The following is a 17,689-nucleotide window of genomic DNA, read 5'->3' on the forward strand; positions in this document are numbered from 1 at the left end:
GGCCGCGCGCGCGCAAGGCATCCCATAATGCTTTGCCGCCGCCGGGTCCGGCACGCGCCCCGGCCTACTCCCCAGGACGATATGACCGCAGCATCCCGCCCCCTAGACGGCATCACCGTCGTCGCGCTAGAGCACGCCATCGCCGCCCCCTTCGCCAGCCGCCAGCTGGCCGACCTGGGCGCGCGCGTCATCAAGATCGAACGGCCGCAGGCCGGCGATTTCGCGCGCGGCTACGACGACACCGTGCACGGCCAGTCCTCGTTCTTCGTGTGGGCCAACCGCGGCAAGGAAAGCCTGGCGCTGGACACCAAGGCGCCCGGCGCGCCCGACGTGCTGCGGCGGCTGCTGGCCCGGGCCGACGTCTTCATTCAGAACCTGGCGCCCGGCGCCGCGCGCCGCATGGGCCTGGATCATGAAACGCTGCTGGCGGAATTTCCCAGGCTGATCGTGTGCGACATCTCCGGCTACGGCGACGACGGCCCCTACCGCGACAAGAAGGCCTACGACCTGCTGATCCAGGCCGCCGCCGGCCTGATTTCCCTGACCGGCACGCCCGAGGCCCCGGCGCGCACCGGCATCTCCATCGCCGACATCGCCGCCGGCATGTACGCGTATTCCGGCATCCTGTCCGCGCTGATCCAGCGCTCGCGCACCGGCGCGGGGCTGCGGGTCGAGGTCACCATGCTGGAGGCGCTGACCGAATGGACCGCCTACGCCCTGAACTTCGCGCACTACGGCGGCACGCCGCCGGCCCGCAACGGCGTGGCCCATCCCGCGATCGCGCCCTACGGCCAATACCTGGCGGGCGATGGCAAGCCGGTGATCTTCGGCCTGCAGAACGACCGCGAATGGCGCAGCTTCTGCGCCGAGGTGCTGCTGGACCCGGCGCTGGCCGACGACGAACGCTACGCCACCAACGTCCAGCGCGTGCGCAACCGCGAAGCGCTGGACGCGCGCATCGCGCGGTGCTTCGCGCCGCTTTCGCGCGAGGAAGTGCTGGCCAGGCTGGACCGCGGCGGCATCGCCAACTCCGCCCTGAACACCATGCACGAAGTCTGGGACCATCCCCAGTTCGCGGCGCGCGGCCGGTGGCGCGAGGTGGCCACGCCGGGCGGCCCGATCCAGGCCCTGCTGCCGCCGGCCACGCTGTCCGGCGCGGCCGCCGCGATGGGCGCCGTGCCGGCCCTGGGCCAGCACACCGCCGCCATCCTGGCGGAGCTCGGGCTGGGCGACGGCGAGTCCGCCGGCTGAAGTCTGCATTATCATCCCGGCTTTCCGTATTCATGGTGCGCAAAGCATGGGCTTGCCGCGTGCGCGACCCGGGCGTGGTCCGCTGTCTACCTCCCTCATCGCCTGCCTGTTGCTCGCGCCGCTGCCGCCGGCCCAGGCCCAGACGGCCCGCAAGCCCTCGCCCTACGAGAACCCGCAGCAGCTGCGCATAGAGGGCGCGCCCACGCCGGCCGTCCAGGCGCCCCGGGCCGGGCCGCCGGCGCTCGCCAGAATCGGCGACCAGGCCGAATTCGCCGGCCTGGCCCGCGTCTACAACCCCGGCACGCCGCTGGAAATCCCCCACGTGCTGTTCGTGATCGACCGCGAACGCGCCAACCGCCTCTACTTCATCGACACGCCGCGCTACGCGCTGCACGAGAATTTCGTGCGCCAGCGCGGCCTGATGCCGGGTATGGACAGGGCGACCCTGATCGCGCAATACAAGGACCCGAAGCGGCGTTTCCTTTTCGGCACGCTGAGCTGGCAGCGCGACCTGCCCGGCTACACCTACGAATTCTGGGAAGGCGACCGGCTCACGCCCGAGCTGCTGGCCCTGGCCGACGCCACGCTGCGCCCGGCCTTCTACGAGGCGCTGCGCTTCAAGACCAATTCCACGCTGCACGAGGACACGGCCCGGCGCGCCGGCCTGGACTACGTCACGCAGGAAACGCTGCTGCGCGAACAGACCTTCCTGCCCTTGAACACCGGCCGCGCGCAGGGCCGGCTGCGCATCGTCGCGTCGGTGGACCGGGCCACGGACCTCTCGCCCACCGACATCGTGGTGCTGGACGAGGTGCCCGTGGCGCTGCCGCCGGTGGCCGGACTGGTCACGCAACGGCCCTCCACCCTGCTCTCGCACGTCAACCTGCTGGCCAAGGGCTGGCGCATCCCCAACGCCTACGTGCGCGACGCCGTCGCGGCGCTGCGCAAGCACGACGGCCAGTGGGTCGAACTGACGGTGGCGGGCAACGGCTACCAGGTCACGCCCATCGAGGCGCCGGCCGCGGTCGAGCGCCCGCGGGCGGCCCGCGCCCTGCCCAGGCCCGACCTGACGGTGCGCGCGCCGCAGCCGCTGGACGCGCTGGCCGCGCGCGACAGCCGTTATTGCGGCGTCAAGGCGGCCAACCTCGGCGCCCTGAAGAAAGCCCTGCCGCCCCTGGCCGGCGTGCCCGACGGCTATTGCATTCCCTATGCCCAGTACGCCGCCTTCATGGCGCAGCTGGACGTCCCCGGCCGCGTCGCCGCGCTGGAACGGCGCGCCGATTTCGCCGGCGACGCCCAGGTCCGGCGCAATGAACTGGCCGCGCTGCGGCAATACATCGAGCAGGCCCGGCCCGACGCCGCGCAGGCCGAAGCCTGGCGCAAGCTCTGGCAGACCCGCCTGCAAGGCCGCGGCGTGTTCGTGCGCAGCTCGTCCAATTCCGAAGACCTGCCCGGCTTCAGCGGCGCGGGGCTGTACACCACCGTGCCCAACGTGACGCAGGCCGATGCGCTCACGCGCGCGGTGCTGGCGGTCTGGGCCTCGGTCTACAACTTCGAGGCCTACGAGGCGCGCCGCGCCGCCGGCATCGGCGACGACGCGGTGACGATGGCGGTGCTGGTGCAATTGGCCGCGCCCTCGGACAGCTCGGGCGTGATGATCACGCGCGACCCGTTCGACGCCGGCAGGCGCCACGTGACCTATATCTCCGCCAAGCGCGGGCTGGGCATCAAGGTGGTCGAAGGCAGGCGCCAGGCCGAACAGGTGATGTATTCGAGCTGGTCCAAGGCGGTGCAGGTGCTGACGCGTTCGGCCGAAGACACCAAGCTGGTGGCCGACGCCGCCGGCGGCGTGCGCGAAGTGCCGGTGGCCGGCGACCGCCAGGTGCTGGACGACGCGCTGGTCGCGCGCCTGGCGGCCGTGGGCCGGCGGGTCAAGCAGGCGCTGGGCGGCCGCGCCGACCAGGACATCGAATGGGCCGTGGTGGGCGACGACATCCTGGTCCTGCAGGCGCGGCCGTATATCGACGGCGGCCGCTAGCCGCCGCGCCTTCCCGCTAAATGTGCAGCGCGTGCCCCAGGGCCTTGAGCGCCGCCTCCTGGACCGCTTCGCCCAGGGTGGGATGGGCGTGGATGGTGCCGGCCACGTCTTCCAGCGTCGCGCCCATTTCCAGCGACTGCGAGAACGCCGCCGCCAGTTCGGATACGCCGCGCCCCACGGCCTGCCAGCCCACCACCAGGTGGTTGTCGCGCCGCGCCACCACGCGCACGAAACCGTCGGTGGATTCCAGCGTCATGGCCCGGCCGTTGGCGGCGAACGGGAACGACGCCGACAGACAGTCGAGCCCCGCGCGCTCGGCCTCGGCCGGCGACAGGCCCGACACCACCACCTCGGGATCGGTGAAGCACACGGCCGGGATCGAGGCCGGCGTGAAGTGGCGGCGCTTGCCCGCGATCACTTCCGCGACCATCTCCCCCTGCGCCATGGCGCGGTGCGCCAGCATCGGCTCGCCGGCGATGTCGCCGATGGCCCAGACGTCGCGCATGGAAGTGCGGCACTGGTCGTCGATGCGCAGCGCATTGCCCTTGCGGTCGAGCTGCAGGCTTTCCAGCCCCCAGCCCTGCGTGCGCGGACGCCGTCCCACCGCGATCAGCACGCGGTCGGCCGGCAGCTGGGTTTCGGCGCCGGCGGCGTCCTGCACCCGCACGGCGTTGCCCGCGCCGTTCAGGCCCAGCACCTTCCGGCCCAGGTGCAGTTCGACGCCCATCTTCGCCAGCGCGGCGGCCACGGGCTTGGTGAGCTCCGCGTCGTAGGTGGGCAGGATGCGGTCCTGCGCCTCGACCACGGCCACTTCCGCGCCCAGCTTGCGGTACACGGTGCCCAGTTCCAGCCCGATATAGCCGCCGCCGACCACCACCAGCTTCTTGGGGATGTCGGCGGGCGACAGCGCCTCGGTGGACGAGACCACCATGCCGCCGAACGGCACGGAAGGCAGCGGTGTGGGCTCGGAGCCGGCCGCCAGCAGCAGGTGTTCGCACTGGATGCGCACGCTGCCCGCGGCGGTCTCGACCTGGGCGGTCTTGCCGTCCACCAGGTGCGCCCAGCCCTGCACCACTTCCACGCCGTTTTTCTTCAGGAGCGCGGCCACGCCGCCGGTCAGCCTGCCGACGATGCCGTCCTTCCACGCCACGGTGCGCGCCACGTCGATGGACGGATTGGAGACCGAGATGCCCAGCGCCGAGCCGTCGGCGTAATGGCGCGCTTTTTCGTATTCCTCGGCCGCGTGGATCAGCGCCTTGGACGGAATGCAGCCGATGTTCAGGCAGGTGCCGCCCAGGCGCTCGCCCTCCACCAGGATGGTGGGCACGCCGAGCTGGCCGGCGCGGATCGCGGCCACGTAGCCGCCCGGGCCGCCGCCGATCACGAGCAGGGTTGTCGTCTTGGTTGTCTGGCTCATGCTTACTCCACGAAAAGCATAGCGGGCTGCTCGAGCAGCGCGCGCACGGCCTGGATGAAACGCGCGGCGTCCATGCCGTCGACCACGCGGTGGTCGAAGGACGACGACAGGTTCATCAGCTTGCGCGCCACCACTGCGCCGTTGCGGATGGCCGGGCGTTCGACGATGCGGTTCACGCCCACGATGCCGACCTCGGGATGGTTGATGACCGGCGTGGTCACGATGCCGCCCAGCGGCCCCAGGCTGGTGATGGTGATGGTCGAGCCCGACAGTTCGTCGCGCCCGGCGCTGCCGTCGCGCACGGCCTGCGCCAGCCGCGCGATCTCGGCCGCCATCGACCACAGGTCGCGCGCCTCGGCGTGGCGCATGACCGGCACCATCAGCCCGCCGTCGCTTTGCGTGGCGATGCCGATGTGCACGGCGCCGTAGCGGGTCACCACGCCGGCCTCGTCGTCGTAGCGCGCATTGATCTGCGGGAAGTCGCGCAGCGCCACCACCATGGCGCGCGCCAATAGCGGCAGCAGCGTGAGCTTGCCGCGCGACTCGCCCCATTTCTGGTTGAGCTGCGCGCGCAGGTCTTCGAGTTCGGTCACGTCGATTTCCTCGACGTAGCTGAAATGCGGAATGCGGCGCTTGGACTCCGCCATCTTCTGCGCGATCTTGCGGCGCAGGCCGATGACCGGCACGTTCTCTTCGTCGTTGCGCTCGGCGTACGCCGCGCCCCCGCGGGCCAGGGTCGCGCCGCCCTGCCCTTGCAGGTACGCGTCCAGGTCTTCGTGCAGGATGCGGCCGGCCGGGCCGCTGCCCGGCACGTAGCGCAGTTCTATGCCGAGATCCCAGGCGCGCTTGCGCACCACGGGCGAAGCCAGCGGCTTCTCGCCGGGCTGGCGCGCGACGGCGGCGCCGGCCTGGCGCGCCGGCCGGGATGCGGCCGGCTGAGCGGCCGGCGGCTTGGGCGCGGCCGGCGCCGTTTCAACCGCCGGTTTCGCCGTTTCGCGGGGCGCCTCGGCGGCAGCCGCCTGCGGCGCCGCGGCGGGTTTGGCCGGCGGCATTTCCGCGCCCGGCTTGACGTTGCCTTCGCCTTCCACTTCCAGGCGGATCAGTTCGCCGCCCACGGCCATGACCTGGCCGACTTCGCCGCCCAGCGACACCACGCGGCCGACCACCGGCGACGGGATCTCCACCGTGGCCTTGTCGGTCATCACGTCGGCCAGCGGCTGGTCCTCTGCGACGCTGTCGCCGACCTTGACGTGCCAGCCCACCAGTTCGACTTCCGCGATGCCTTCGCCGATGTCGGGCATCTTGATGATATGAATACCCATCGCTCAACCCTCCATCGCGCGCTTGAATGCTTCCCCTACGCGGCGCGGGCCGGGGAAGTAGGCCCATTCCTGGGCGTGCGGATACGGCGTGTCCCAGCCGGTCACGCGCTCGACGGGCGCCTCCAGGTGATGGAAGCAGTGCTCCTGCACCAGCGAAATCAGTTCGGCGCCAAAGCCGCAGGTGCGCGTGGCCTCGTGCACCACCACGCAACGGCCGGTCTTTTTCACCGAATTGACGATGGCGTCCAGGTCCAGCGGCCACAGGCTGCGCAGGTCTATCACTTCGGCGTCGATGCCGGTCTCCTCGGCCGCGGCCACCGACACATGCACCGTGGTGCCGTAGGTCAGCACCGTCAGTTCGGCGCCCGGGCGCACCACCGCGGCGCTGTCCAGCGGCACGGTGTAGTAGCCGGTGGGCACCACGCTGCCGGGACGCCCGGTCCAGGGCGTGACGGGACGGTCGTGGTGGCCGTCGAACGGGCCGTTGTACAGGCGCTTGGGCTCCAGGAAGATCACCGGATCGTCGTTCTCGATGGCCGCGATCAGCAGGCCCTTGGCGTCGTAGGGATTGGAGGGCATCACGGTGCGCAGGCCGCAGACCTGCGTGAACATGGCCTCGGGGCTCTGGCTGTGCGTCTGGCCGCCGTAGATCCCGCCGCCGCAGGGCATGCGGATGGTCATGGGCGCGATGAACTCGCCCACCGAGCGGTAGCGCAGGCGCGCGGCCTCGGACACGATCTGGTCCGAAGCCGGATAGAAGTAGTCGGCGAACTGGATCTCGCAGACCGGACGCAGGCCGTAGGCGCCCATGCCCACGGCCACGCCGACGATGCCGCCTTCGGAGATCGGCGTGTCGAACACGCGCGAACTGCCGTACTTGGCCTGCAGGCCTTCGGTGCAGCGGAACACGCCGCCGAAATAACCCACGTCCTGGCCGAACACCACCACGTTGTTGTCGCGCTCCAGCATGACGTCCATGGCCGAGCGCAAAGCCTGGATCATGGTCATCGACGCGGACGCCGGACCGATTTTGTTATCGATTGCCATGGTCAGACTCCGAGCTGCTGGCGCTGCCGGCGCAGGTGCTCCGGCATGTCCTTGTACACGTCTTCGAAAATGCTGGCGGCGCTGGGGACGTGGCCGTCGACCAGCGTGCCGTAGCTTTCGGCTTCCTTCTGGGCGGCCAGGATCTCGGCGTCGAGTTCGACGCGCACGGCGTCATGCTCGGCGTCGGACCAGATGCCCCGCAGGATCAGGTGCTTCTTGAAGCGCTCGATCGGATCGCCCAGCGGGAAGTGGCTCCAGTCGTCGCCGGGGCGGTACTTGGAAGGATCGTCGGAAGTGGAGTGCGGACCGGCCCGGTAGGTGACCCATTCGATCAGGGTCGGGCCCAGGTTGCGGCGGGCGCGTTCGGCGGCCCAGCGCGAGGCCGAATACACGGCCAGGAAATCGTTGCCGTCCACCCGCAGCGAAGCGATGCCGCAGCCCACGCCGCGGCCGGCGAAGGTGGCGCCTTCGCCGCCGGCGATCGCCTGGAAGGTGGAAATGGCCCACTGGTTGTTGACCACGTTCAGGATCACCGGCGCGCGGTACACATGGGCGAAGGTCAGCGCGGTGTGGAAGTCGGCCTCGGCCGTGGCGCCGTCGCCGATCCAGCCGGAGGCGATGCGCGTGTCGCCCTTGATGGCCGAGGCCATGCCCCAGCCCACCGCCTGGATGAACTGCGTGGCCAGGTTGCCCGAGATGCTGAAGAAGCCGCGTTCGCGGTCCGAGTACATCACCGGCAGCTGGCGGCCCTTGAGCGGATCGCGCTCGTTGGACATGAGCTGGCACATCATAGTGACCAGCGAGACGTCGCGCGCCAGCAGGATGCTCTGCTGGCGGTACGTCGGAAAGCACATGTCGCCCTGTTCCAGCGCCAGCGCATGCGCCGAGCCTATGGCCTCCTCGCCCAGGCTCTGCATGTAGAACGAGATCTTCTTCTTGCGCTGCGCGGTCAGCATGCGCCCGTCGAAGATGCGCGTCTTCAGCATGGTCCGCATGCCGGCGCGCAGCAGATCGTCGCTGACCTCCGGCGCCCACGGACCGACGGCGCGGCCTTCGTCGTCGATGACCCGTATCAGGCTGTAGGCCAGCCCGCCGGTGTCGACCGCGGCAACGTCAATGGGGGGTTTGGGCACGTCGCCGGCCGGCGACAGGCGTAGATAGGAAAAGTCGGTCTTGCAACCCGGCCGCCCCGTGGGCTCCGGGACGTGCAACTTCAATGGCCCGTACTGGCTCATGTAATGTCTCCACGCTTGATCGTGTCATGCGTTTATTTTTGCCACGGACGCCGCCCAAGGAGGTAGCCTCGGACCGCGTCATCGCCGGCTTGGCTGCGCAGTGATGATCGCAGCCAGCCGGTTAAAGACAATAGCACAGCCGCCCGCGCCATAGACAGACCCGCATGAAGACTGGCGTTGCAGGCCGTTTTTGCCCCGCAACCCAATGGCGGCGGCGGGCGGCGCTCCGCTAGCCGGCGAGCAGGCGCTCCAGCCTTGCGGCCACGCCCAGCAGCCGGGTGTCTTCGTGCCAGCGGCCGCAAAGCTGCAGGCCTATCGGCAAGCCGCCCGGCGAACGGCCGCAAGGCATGGACAGCGCCGGATGGCCCGTGAGGTTCATGGGATAGGTGTACGGATACCAGGCCCCGCGGATGGTGCCGGCCGGCTTGCCGGCGATCTCGACGATGCCGTTGGGGTCCTGCTCCACCGGCAGCGGCGGCGCGGACACCGTGGGCGACACCAGCACGTCGTGCCGCTCGAACACGGCCTGCAGCGCGCCGAAGGCCTGGGTGCGCGCCGCCACCGCTTCCAGCAGCGCGGCCGCGCCATGCCGCCGGCCGCGCTCCACCGTCGCCACCAGGGAGGGGTCGAGGCGGTCGCGGAAGGCCTCCAGCCGGTCGCCCACGCGCGACGCCGTCACCGCCTCCAGGATGACCAGGAAGTGTTTTTCCAGCGACACGAAATCCAGCGACACCGGCTCCACGTGCGCGCCGTCTTCCTGCATCAGGCGCACGGCCGCGTCGGTGGCCGCCAGCACTTCCGGGGCCACCGGATTGCCGCAGGAAGGCAGATAGGCGACCCGCAGGCCGGCCAGCGTGGCGCGCGCCGGGGCGGCTGCCGGCAGGTCGAGCTGGCCATAGGGATCGCGCCGGTCCGCGCCCTGCAGCACGCCGTACAGCAAGGCGGTGTCGGCGACGTTGCGCGCCATCGGCCCCACGTAGGAATTCGCGCCGAACAGGTCGGCCGGCTGCAGATTGGGAATGGCGCCCAGCGTGGCCTTCATGCCCACGATGCCGCAGCACGAGGCCGGAATCCGGATCGAGCCGCCACCGTCGGTGCCCAGCGCCAGCGGCCCCATGCCGGCCGCCACGGCCACCGCCGCGCCGCCGCTGGAAGCGCCGCAGGTGTAGCGCGGGTCGATGGGGTTGAGCGTGCGCCCGAACAGCGGCGCGTCCGTGCTCTGCTTGTGGCCGAACTCCGGCGTGGTGGTCTTGCCGATCAGGATCGCGCCCGCCGCCTTCACGCGCGCCACGGCCACGGCGTCTTCGCGCGGCACGAACTCCTCGTACAGGGCCGAGCCCATCGTGGTGCGCACGCCGGCGGTCAGGGTCAGGTCCTTGACCGAGTACGGCACGCCGTGCAGCGGCCCCAGCGCGTCGCCGCGGCGCACCGCCGCCTCGGCCGCGCGGGCGGCGGCCAGCGCCGATTCGGCGGTCACGGTGATGAAGGCGTTCAGGTCCGCGCGCGCCGCGATGCGGTCCAGCGCCGCCGTCACGGCCTCCACCGGGGATACCTGCCCGCCGCGGATCGCCGCGGCCAGGGCCACCGCGTCCATGCCAGTCAATTCGTCCATCGCCTTCTCTCCTCTAGGGCCTGTTCACACTAAAAGGATCCACGCACAGGCCCTAGACCATCCAGCGGCCGCCGTCGATCAGCAAGGTCTGTCCCGTGATGAAGCGCGCCTCGTCAGAGGCCAGGAAGGCCACGGCCGCCGCCACGTCGCCCGGCTCGCCGACGAAGCCCGCCGGCGTCTGCGCCACGATGCGCGCCAGGATGGCCGGCGACAGGCGCTCGTGCGCGCGCGTGCGCACCGCCCCGGGACACACGGCGTTGACCGTGACGCCGGCGGGCGCCAGTTCGCGCGCCAGCGAGCGCGTGAATCCGACCACGCCCATCTTGGCGGCCGCGTAGTCGGCCAGGCCGGCGTCGCCGGCGAACGCGGCGTCGCTGCTCATGTTCACGATGCGCCCGTAGCCGCGCGCCCGCATGCCCGGGGCGACCAGCCGCGAGGCGCGCATCGCCGTCAGCAGCGACACCTCCAGCACGAAGCGCCAGGTCGCTTCCTCCGATTGCGCGAACGGCCCGGAGCGCTCGCGCGCGCTTTGCCCCACGTTGTTGAACAGCACGTCCGGCGGCCCCAGCCCGGCCTCGACGCGGGCGAAGAAGTCCTCCATCACCGCGCCCGAGGTGCAGTCGCCCTCGACGGCGAGGCTGGCGCGCCCTTCCCGCCTGGCCTCTTCCACATCGAGATCGAGCACCGCGACCCGCGCGCCCAGCGCCGCGAAACGCCGGACCGCGGCCGCGCCTATGCCCTGCCCGCCGCCGGTCACGACGACCGTCCTGCCTTCGAACTGCGCGCCGGGCTTCAATGGAAGCTCCGGCCGCCGTCCACCGCCAGGGTCGCCCCGGTGATGTAGCTTGCGCCGGCTCCGCTGAGAAACAGGATGGCCTCGGCCAGCTCTTCCGGCCGCGCGATGCGCCCCAGCGCGTAGCGCGCCCGGATGGCGGCCAGGCCGGCCTGCGGATCGGGCTGGTCCTCGTAGCTGGAACGGAACAGCGGCGTGTCCACCGCGCCCGGGCAGACGGTGGCGACCCGGATGCCGTAGGCGGCCAGCTCCATCGCCAGCACCTTGCCGAACATATTGACCCCGGCCTTGGCGGCGCAATAGGCGCTGCGCCCGGACAAGGGGCTGAGGCCGGCCGCCGAAGACACGTTGACGATGCTGCCGCCGCCCGCCTGCTTCAGGTAGGGCACGCTGGCGCGGCACACGTGCATGGGGCCGCTGAGGTTCACGGAAAGCACCCGGTTCCAGTCCGCGTCCTGCATGGATTCCAGGTCCGCGCGCAGGTCTATGCCGGCGCAGTTGACCACGCCGTCGATGCCGTCCAGCGCGCCGGCCGCCTCGCGCACGGCCTGCTCGACGGCCGCGCTGTCGGTCACGTCGCAGGCCAGCGCGGCGGCCAGGGGCAGTTCGCGGCCGGCCTCGGCCAGCGCCGCGGCGTCGCGGTCCAGGATCGCCACCGCCGCGCCCTGGTCCGCGGCCAGGCGCGCGAACGCCAGCCCGATGCCGCTGGCCCCGCCCGCCACCAGGTAGCGCCGCCGCGCGCTCATGCCGCGCTCCGCAGCCGCGGCCGGATGTCGTCGGTGATCACGTCGCAGCGGTCTATCCAGACCCGCTCGTGCGCCTTGGCGTAGCGGATCATCTCGTCCAGCACGTACAGGCGCGAGGGCTGGCCGATGATCTCGGGATGCATGCCCAGCATCATCATGCGGTCCTCGGCGTACAGCAGGTCGAACTCGCGCTTCCAGGCCTCCAGCACCGCCGAAGGCGACTGCATCGTGCGCCCCGGCAGCACGATCGAATACTGAAAGAACGGCGCATCGTCCAGCACCCAGCGAAACGGCAGCTCCACGATATCCGTGGACTGCCCGCCGATCTCCAGCAGGTAGGGAGAATCGTCGTCGAAGAAGTTCGACGAATAATCGAAGCCGTACTCGCGGATCAGGTCCAGCGTGATTTCGCTGAACTCGGCCGCCGGCGAGCGCCAGCCGCGCGGCCGGTAGCCGGCGGTGCGCACCAGCGCGTCCATGCCCCGCTCCATTTCCTCGCGCTCTTCCTGCGGCGTCAGGTTGACGATCCAGCGGTGCGTATGGCTGTGGTGGGCCACCTCGTGGCCCTGGTCGACGATGGCGCGGACCATGTCCGGATGCGCCAGCGCCACCACGCCCGGCACGAAGAACGTGGCGCGGACGTCGTGGCGCGCCAGCAGCGCCAGCACGCGCGGCACGCCGACCTTCCAGCCGTACGCCCCCTGCGACATCAGGATGGGGCGTTTGGCGTAGGCGGCGTCGCGCGCCGTCCACATGGTCTCGGCGTCCACGTCGAACGTCAGGAACAAAGGGAAACCCTTACTCGTCACGGACATTGCCGCTCCTTACACATGCTTGTGAAAACCCGTCCAGCGCTCGGCGAGCACCAGGGCGACGCCCGTCACCAGGATGAGCAGCGCGGAGACCGCCGCCACCGACGGGTCCACGCCCTGCTCCACCGACGTGAAAATCTTGACCGGCAGCGTGTTCTGGCTGGCCGACAGCAGGAATACCGACACCGGCACGTTGTCCAGCGAGGTGATGAAGGCGAACAGGCCGCCGGCCACCAGGCCCGGCTTGAGCAGCGGCAGCGTGACCAGCCGGAACGCCTCCAGGCGCCCCGCGCCGAGCACGCAGGCCGCGTCCTCCAGGGCCTCGTCGGCCGACGCCAGGCTGGCGAGGCTGGCGCGCACCACGTAGGGCGCGGTGATGACCACGTGAGCCAGCCACAGGCCGACGCCGCTGCCGCGCAGGCCCACGGCCGCGTAGTACTGCAGCAGCGCCACGCCCAGCACCACCGACGGAAGCACCAGCGGGGCCATGAACAGCGAATTCAGCCAGGCCGCGCCCGGCACCATGCGGCGCTGGATGGCGCAGGCGCCGGCCAGGCCCAGCGCCAGCGACGCGGCGGTCGAGCCGGCCGCCAGCCACAGGCTGGTCCAGGCCGCCTCCAGGTAGTCGGGATCGCTCAGGGCGGCATCGAACCATTTCAAGGTCAGCCCTTTCGGCGGCAGGGTCAGGTAGGCCGTGTCGCTGAAGGCGGCCAGCACCACCACCAGCACCGGCACCTGCAAAAACAGCACGACCAGGAAGGCGACGCCGGTCAGCACCGGCCCGCTGGCGCGGCGTTCGTTCATGATTCGCCTCCCCAGCGCTTGAGCATCCGGCTGGACACGGCTATCACCGCCAGCGTCAGCGCCGTCAGCGTGAACGCCATCGCCGCGCCGGACGGCCAGTCCAGCGTCAGCAGGAAATCGTCGTAGATCATGGTGGCCATGACCTTGTAGGTCGGCCCGCCCAGCATGCGGGGCGTGACCAGGGCGCTGATGGTCAGCACGAACACCATGATGGAGCCGGCCAGGATGCCGTGCGCCGTCAGCGGCAGCGTCACCGACACGAAGGTGCGCAGCCGGCCGGCCTGCAGCGTGTAGGCCGCGTCGCGCAGGTCGCCCGGCACGGCCTGGATCACGGGCACCAGCATCAGCACCATGAAGGGCAGGAAGATATGGGTCATGCCCACCAGCACGCCGGTCAGGTTGAACATCAGCTTGAGCGGACGCTCGATCAGCCCCAGGTCGATCAGCGCGTTGTTCAGCAGGCCGCGGTTCGACAGCAGCGCGATCCAGCCGAACGAGCGCACCACCAGGTTCAGCAGCATGGGAAAGATGACCAGCAGGGTCAGGGCCAGCTTCAGGCGCGGCCGCGCATGCGCGATGACCCAGGCCAGCGGATAGCCCAGCAGCAGGCACAGCGCCGTCACGCCCAGGCCCAGCCCCAGGCTGCGCAGGATGACTTCGCGGTAGAACGGGTCGGTGACCAGCCGGGTGTAGTTGCCCAGCGTGTAGCCCTCGCCGATGCCTGAACCCGGGACGTATTCGCGCAGGCTGAGCGGCAGCATGAACAGCGCGGGCCCGACGAAGGCCAGCAGCAGCACCAGCAGCAGGGGCGACGCGAGCAGCGCGCCCGCCGAACGCCGGCTGATCGCCGCGCCTTCGCGCCGCGCTTGCGGGTATCCGCCCTCCAGACGGCCGGACAGGTTCATGCCGCGGCCTCCGCGCCGGCGCGGCGCGTGGCGTACACGTGCTGCGGCCGCACGCCCAGCCATACCTCCACGCCGGCCTCCAGGCCGGACTGCGGGCCGTTGGTCGGCGTGTCGGCGATGATTTCGCCGCCGCCGCGCAGCGCCACCACGTACTGGACCCGCGCCCCCACGAACGAGCGCAGCGCGATGGTGCCCGGCAGGCCGGCGCCGGCGGCGTTTTTCAAGGGCTGTATGGAAATGTCCTCCTGGCGCAGCACCACGTCCAGCGCATCGCCGGCCGCCAGGCCCTCGGCGCGTTCCACCGGCAGGCGGTGCCCGCCGGGCAGCTCGGCCTGCGGGCCGCCGCCGTCCATCGCCAGGCGGCCCTGCAACCGGTTGGGCCGGCCGATGAAGCCGGCCACGAAGCCGGTGGCGGGCCGGTGGTAAATGGCCTCGGGGGTGTCGAACTGCTGCACCACGCCGCCGGCCAGCACACAGACCCGGTCGGACATGCTCATGGCCTCGGTCTGGTCGTGCGTGACGAACAGCGTCGTGATGCCGACTTCGCGCTGCAGGCGTTTGAGCTCGATCTGCATCTCGTCGCGCAGCACGGCGTCCAGGTTGGACAGCGGCTCGTCGAACAGCAGGATGCTGGGACGCGGCGCGATCGAGCGCGCCACCGCCACGCGCTGCTGCTGGCCACCCGAGAGCTGCCGCGGCATGCGCTCGCCCAGGCCCGACAGGCGCACGCTGGCCAGGGCCTGTTCGACGCGGGCGCGCAGGCCGGCTCCGTCGATGCCCTGGCGGCGCAGGCCGAAGGCCACGTTCTCGAACACGGTCATGTGCGGAAACAGCGCGTACGACTGGAACACCAGCCCCACCTGGCGCCGGTTGGGCGGCAGCCGCGTGATGTCGCGGTCGTCGACCAGGATGCGGCCGCTGGTCGGCGCGATCAGGCCCGCCACCATGCGCAGCACGGTGGTCTTGCCGCAGCCCGACGGGCCCAGCAGGGAGACGAACTCGCCGTCCTTGACCGACAGCGATATGCCGGCGGCAGCCGTGTGGCCCTCATAGCGCTTTTCCAGGCGCTCCAGTGTCAATGCAGGCATGATTGGATCCCCGTGTTGCGGCGCTTCAGCGCGCGACCTCGCGCTGCCAGCGGCCGACCCAGGCCGGCATGCCGCGCGCCACCGCCGCCGGATCGGGCAGCCACAGCTCGTCGAAATGCTTGCCCACCGCGACGATGCGCGAGGCCTTCTCCGACAACCGCACCTCGGTGTTGACCGGCCCCGCGTACTTTTTCTCGGCAAAGCAGGTCTGCACCTCTTTGGACAGCAGCGCGTCGATGTACTGCGTGGCCAGTTCAGTCTGCTTGCTGCCCTTGGGAATCGCCACCGACGGCAGGATGCCCACCGCGCCCTCTTCGGGATAGACCACGGCCAACGGCAGGCCGCTGTCTATGGCGGAACCGGCGCGGTCCGAATACCAGACCGCCACCGCGATTTCCTTGCGCTCGAAGAGCGACACGATCTGGTCGGCCTGGGTGTAGAGCAGCGCCGAGGCCCGCGCCAGCGGCGCGATGGCCGCGAAACCGGGGTCCAGATTGTCCAGCGTGCCGCCGCGCATCCGGTTCAGCGCCAGCAGGAACTGCGAGCCGGCCGTGCCGCTGATGTCGCCTATCGCGAGCTTGCCTTCATAGGCCGGATCGGCCAGGTCGTTCCAGGATTTGGGCGGCGTCTTGACCTGGGTGGTGTCGTAGACGATGACGGTCGAGCCCGTCATGAAGCTCACGTAGTAGGGGGATTCGCCGTCGAAGGCGGACGGCGCGACCGACTTGGCGTTGGCGAGGCGGGCGCGGTCGATGGGTTCGAGCAGCTTCTCGTTCCTGAGCTGGGTGGCCAGCGAATTGTCCAGGTACACCACGTCGAAGTCCGACTTGCCGCCGGTGGCGCGGACCGCGGCGGCGAACTGCGCCGAGCTGCCCAGCTTGGTGCGCACCCGGGCGCCGGTTTTCTTCTCGAAGGCCTTGATCTGGCATTCGCGCGAGGCGTCCAGGAACGAACCGCCGAAAAGCCCCACCACCAGATCGGCCGCGTGCGTCTGCCCTGCCCAAGCGAACATGCCCACCACGGCGGCGCATGCAAGCGCCTTGGAAATCCTGACGTCCATGAAACCTCCTCGCGGGAAGATGGCCGGGGCCCTCGTCGTGACAAAAATTGCCAAGCGCAGCCCTCGGTATTTGGTGCTTACGAGGAATTTATCTTTTTGAAAAGATATCATCAATGAGGGTTTTCACGCTGCTTGCAAAGGCTGGCGGGAATGCGTTAAATGCTTCTCCAGACAGGACAGACCCGGCGATCCCGGACGCATCCATGAAGCATCGCGACACCCCTACGCAGACCGCGGCCGACACCGCCGCGCCCTATTCCCATCTCGACCCCGACGACGACCTCATCGGCCGCGGCATTGCCCAATGGCGGCGCGAACGGCCGGACATCGACAGCTCGGGCAAGGAAGTCGTGGGCCGGCTGATCCGGCTGGAAGAAGTGGTGCTGCGCGCCATCAACGCGTCGCAGGAGCCTTACGGCCTGAAGTACATCGAGTACGCCGTGCTGACCACCTTGCGGGTGGACGGCGCGCCCTACTGTCTGGCGCCCTCGCAATTGCAGGCGCGGCTGCTGTGCAGTTCGGGCGGGCTGTCCAATATTCTCAAGCGGCTGGAAGGCCAGGGCCTGGTGCGCCGCGAGGTGGACAAGGCCGACCGCCGCGGCGTGCTGGTCACGCTGACCACCAAGGGCAGGCACCTGGCCGACAAGGCCATGCCTGCGCACGCGCGCGCCGAACAGGAACTGCTGGCCATGTTCACGCCGCAGGAGCGCGAGGTGCTGGCGCGCCTGCTCAGCCGGATGCTGGTGGTCAACGCTCCCGAGCTGGGCCGCGCGCCCGAGGCCGAGGCCCAGGCCTGAGGCTTGCCCGCGGGCATGAAAAAACCGGCCCAGCGGGCCGGTTCGTGGCGGGCTGGCCGATCAGGCCGGGCCGTTCCATTCCGTGACGAACTCGCGGAAATCCGGGCGGTTGGCCGGCGGCACCGCGCAAGCCGGCGTGCCGATGGCCAGGAAACCCAGGAAACGGTAATCCAGCGCGTCCAGGCCCAGCGCGTTCTGCACGTCTTCCACGTAAGTGCCGATGCCGGTGCTCCAGAACGCGGCGTAGCCCAGCATGTGCACGGCGTTCAGCATGTTCATGGTGGCCGCGCCGGTGGCCAGCAGCTGCTCCTGCTCGGGAATCTTGGTGTTGTCGTGCGCGATCTTCTGCGCCACGGCAACGAACAGCGGCACGCCGGCCATCCATTCGCGCACCGACTTTTCCTTTTCGGGCGTCATGCGGGGATCGCCGCTGCGCTTGACGGCGTCGAGCGCCAGGTCGGCCAGCTTGCCGATGGCCTCGCCGCGGATCACCACGAAGCGCCACGGACGCAGCGCGCCGTGGTCGGGCGCCGACATGGCGGCCTGCAGGATCTGTTCGAGTTCCTCGGGTTTGGGCGCCGGGGCGCGCAGAAACTTGAAGGAACGGCGGGAGGTCAGGGCGTGCAGCGGCGTGGCGGTCTGGGTAAGGGTCATGGGTTCCTGCGCAAATAGGAAAGAAACATATTCTCATAGTACGCGATGGGCGCGGCGCGCGCGCCGATCCCCCGCCACGCGGCAAGGGTATGGCGGGAGGGTTCGGCC

General features: G+C 70.3%; 16 protein-coding genes. 3 read left to right on the forward strand and 13 right to left on the reverse strand.

Going from position 1 to position 17,689, the window contains the following annotated elements:
- The first annotated feature begins 81 nt into the window (after positions 1-81).
- Together AC1M14_RS15435 and AC1M14_RS15440 are read left to right on the forward strand one after the other, a co-directional pair.
- Positions 82-1,251, forward strand: a complete 1,170-nt coding sequence (locus AC1M14_RS15435) for a CaiB/BaiF CoA transferase family protein (protein ID WP_479729948.1) — start codon at positions 82-84, stop codon at positions 1,249-1,251.
- Positions 1,252-1,297: 46 nt separating this feature from the next.
- Positions 1,298-3,289, forward strand: coding sequence for a PEP/pyruvate-binding domain-containing protein (locus tag AC1M14_RS15440; protein ID WP_479729949.1), 1,992 nt, complete (start codon positions 1,298-1,300; stop codon positions 3,287-3,289).
- Positions 3,290-3,305: 16 nt separating this feature from the next.
- On the opposite strand, the gene lpdA is transcribed toward AC1M14_RS15440, so the two are convergent.
- The 12 genes from lpdA to AC1M14_RS15500 form a co-directional block, all read right to left on the reverse strand.
- Entirely contained in the window at positions 3,306-4,706 is a 1,401-nt protein-coding gene (gene lpdA / locus AC1M14_RS15445; protein WP_479729950.1) for a dihydrolipoyl dehydrogenase, read from the reverse strand.
- Between the two features lie 2 nt (positions 4,707-4,708).
- A complete protein-coding gene (locus AC1M14_RS15450; protein ID WP_479729951.1) occupies positions 4,709-6,028 on the reverse strand; it encodes a dihydrolipoamide acetyltransferase family protein in 1,320 nt (439 codons plus the stop codon).
- Positions 6,029-6,031: 3 nt separating this feature from the next.
- Entirely contained in the window at positions 6,032-7,075 is a 1,044-nt protein-coding gene (locus tag AC1M14_RS15455; RefSeq protein ID WP_102770831.1) for an alpha-ketoacid dehydrogenase subunit beta, read from the reverse strand.
- Between the two features lie 2 nt (positions 7,076-7,077).
- A complete protein-coding gene (locus tag AC1M14_RS15460; RefSeq protein WP_479729952.1) occupies positions 7,078-8,310 on the reverse strand; it encodes a thiamine pyrophosphate-dependent enzyme in 1,233 nt (410 codons plus the stop codon).
- A gap of 229 nt (positions 8,311-8,539) precedes the next feature.
- Positions 8,540-9,922, reverse strand: coding sequence for an amidase (locus AC1M14_RS15465; RefSeq protein WP_479729953.1), 1,383 nt, complete (start codon positions 9,920-9,922; stop codon positions 8,540-8,542).
- 52 nt (positions 9,923-9,974) lie between these two features.
- Positions 9,975-10,718, reverse strand: a complete 744-nt coding sequence (locus AC1M14_RS15470; RefSeq protein WP_479729954.1) for an SDR family NAD(P)-dependent oxidoreductase — start codon at positions 10,716-10,718, stop codon at positions 9,975-9,977.
- Complete coding sequence (locus tag AC1M14_RS15475; protein WP_479729955.1) at positions 10,715-11,461, reverse strand: SDR family NAD(P)-dependent oxidoreductase; 747 nt, start codon at positions 11,459-11,461, stop codon at positions 10,715-10,717. Before AC1M14_RS15475 ends, AC1M14_RS15470 begins: the two co-directional genes overlap by 4 nt.
- Complete coding sequence (locus AC1M14_RS15480) at positions 11,458-12,276, reverse strand: polysaccharide deacetylase family protein (protein ID WP_479729956.1); 819 nt, start codon at positions 12,274-12,276, stop codon at positions 11,458-11,460. Before AC1M14_RS15480 ends, AC1M14_RS15475 begins: the two co-directional genes overlap by 4 nt.
- Before the next feature lie 9 nt (positions 12,277-12,285).
- Positions 12,286-13,077 carry an ABC transporter permease gene (locus AC1M14_RS15485; protein ID WP_102770825.1) on the reverse strand — a complete coding sequence of 264 codons (792 nt, stop codon included), beginning with the start codon at positions 13,075-13,077 and terminating at the stop codon, positions 12,286-12,288.
- Complete coding sequence (locus tag AC1M14_RS15490; RefSeq protein ID WP_479729957.1) at positions 13,074-13,982, reverse strand: ABC transporter permease; 909 nt, start codon at positions 13,980-13,982, stop codon at positions 13,074-13,076. The genes AC1M14_RS15485 and AC1M14_RS15490 overlap by 4 nt, the downstream gene beginning before the upstream one ends.
- The gene (locus AC1M14_RS15495) at positions 13,979-15,070 is read right to left on the reverse strand and encodes an ABC transporter ATP-binding protein (protein WP_102770823.1); all 1,092 of its coding nucleotides are present in this window, start codon (positions 15,068-15,070) and stop codon (positions 13,979-13,981) included. Before AC1M14_RS15495 ends, AC1M14_RS15490 begins: the two co-directional genes overlap by 4 nt.
- A 25-nt stretch (positions 15,071-15,095) precedes the next feature.
- A complete protein-coding gene (locus AC1M14_RS15500; RefSeq protein ID WP_102770822.1) occupies positions 15,096-16,130 on the reverse strand; it encodes an ABC transporter substrate-binding protein in 1,035 nt (344 codons plus the stop codon).
- A gap of 203 nt (positions 16,131-16,333) precedes the next feature.
- Here AC1M14_RS15500 and AC1M14_RS15505 point away from each other — a divergent pair, with 203 nt between their 5' ends.
- On the forward strand, positions 16,334-16,927 hold the full coding sequence (locus AC1M14_RS15505) for a MarR family winged helix-turn-helix transcriptional regulator (RefSeq protein ID WP_479729958.1): 594 nt from the start codon (positions 16,334-16,336) through the stop codon (positions 16,925-16,927).
- 60 nt (positions 16,928-16,987) lie between these two features.
- On the opposite strand, the gene AC1M14_RS15510 is transcribed toward AC1M14_RS15505, so the two are convergent.
- Positions 16,988-17,581 carry a nitroreductase family protein gene (locus AC1M14_RS15510; RefSeq protein WP_111825335.1) on the reverse strand — a complete coding sequence of 198 codons (594 nt, stop codon included), beginning with the start codon at positions 17,579-17,581 and terminating at the stop codon, positions 16,988-16,990.
- Positions 17,582-17,689: the final 108 nt, after the last annotated feature.

The sequence above is a fragment of the Achromobacter sp. SX5 genome, from assembly GCF_056711425.1.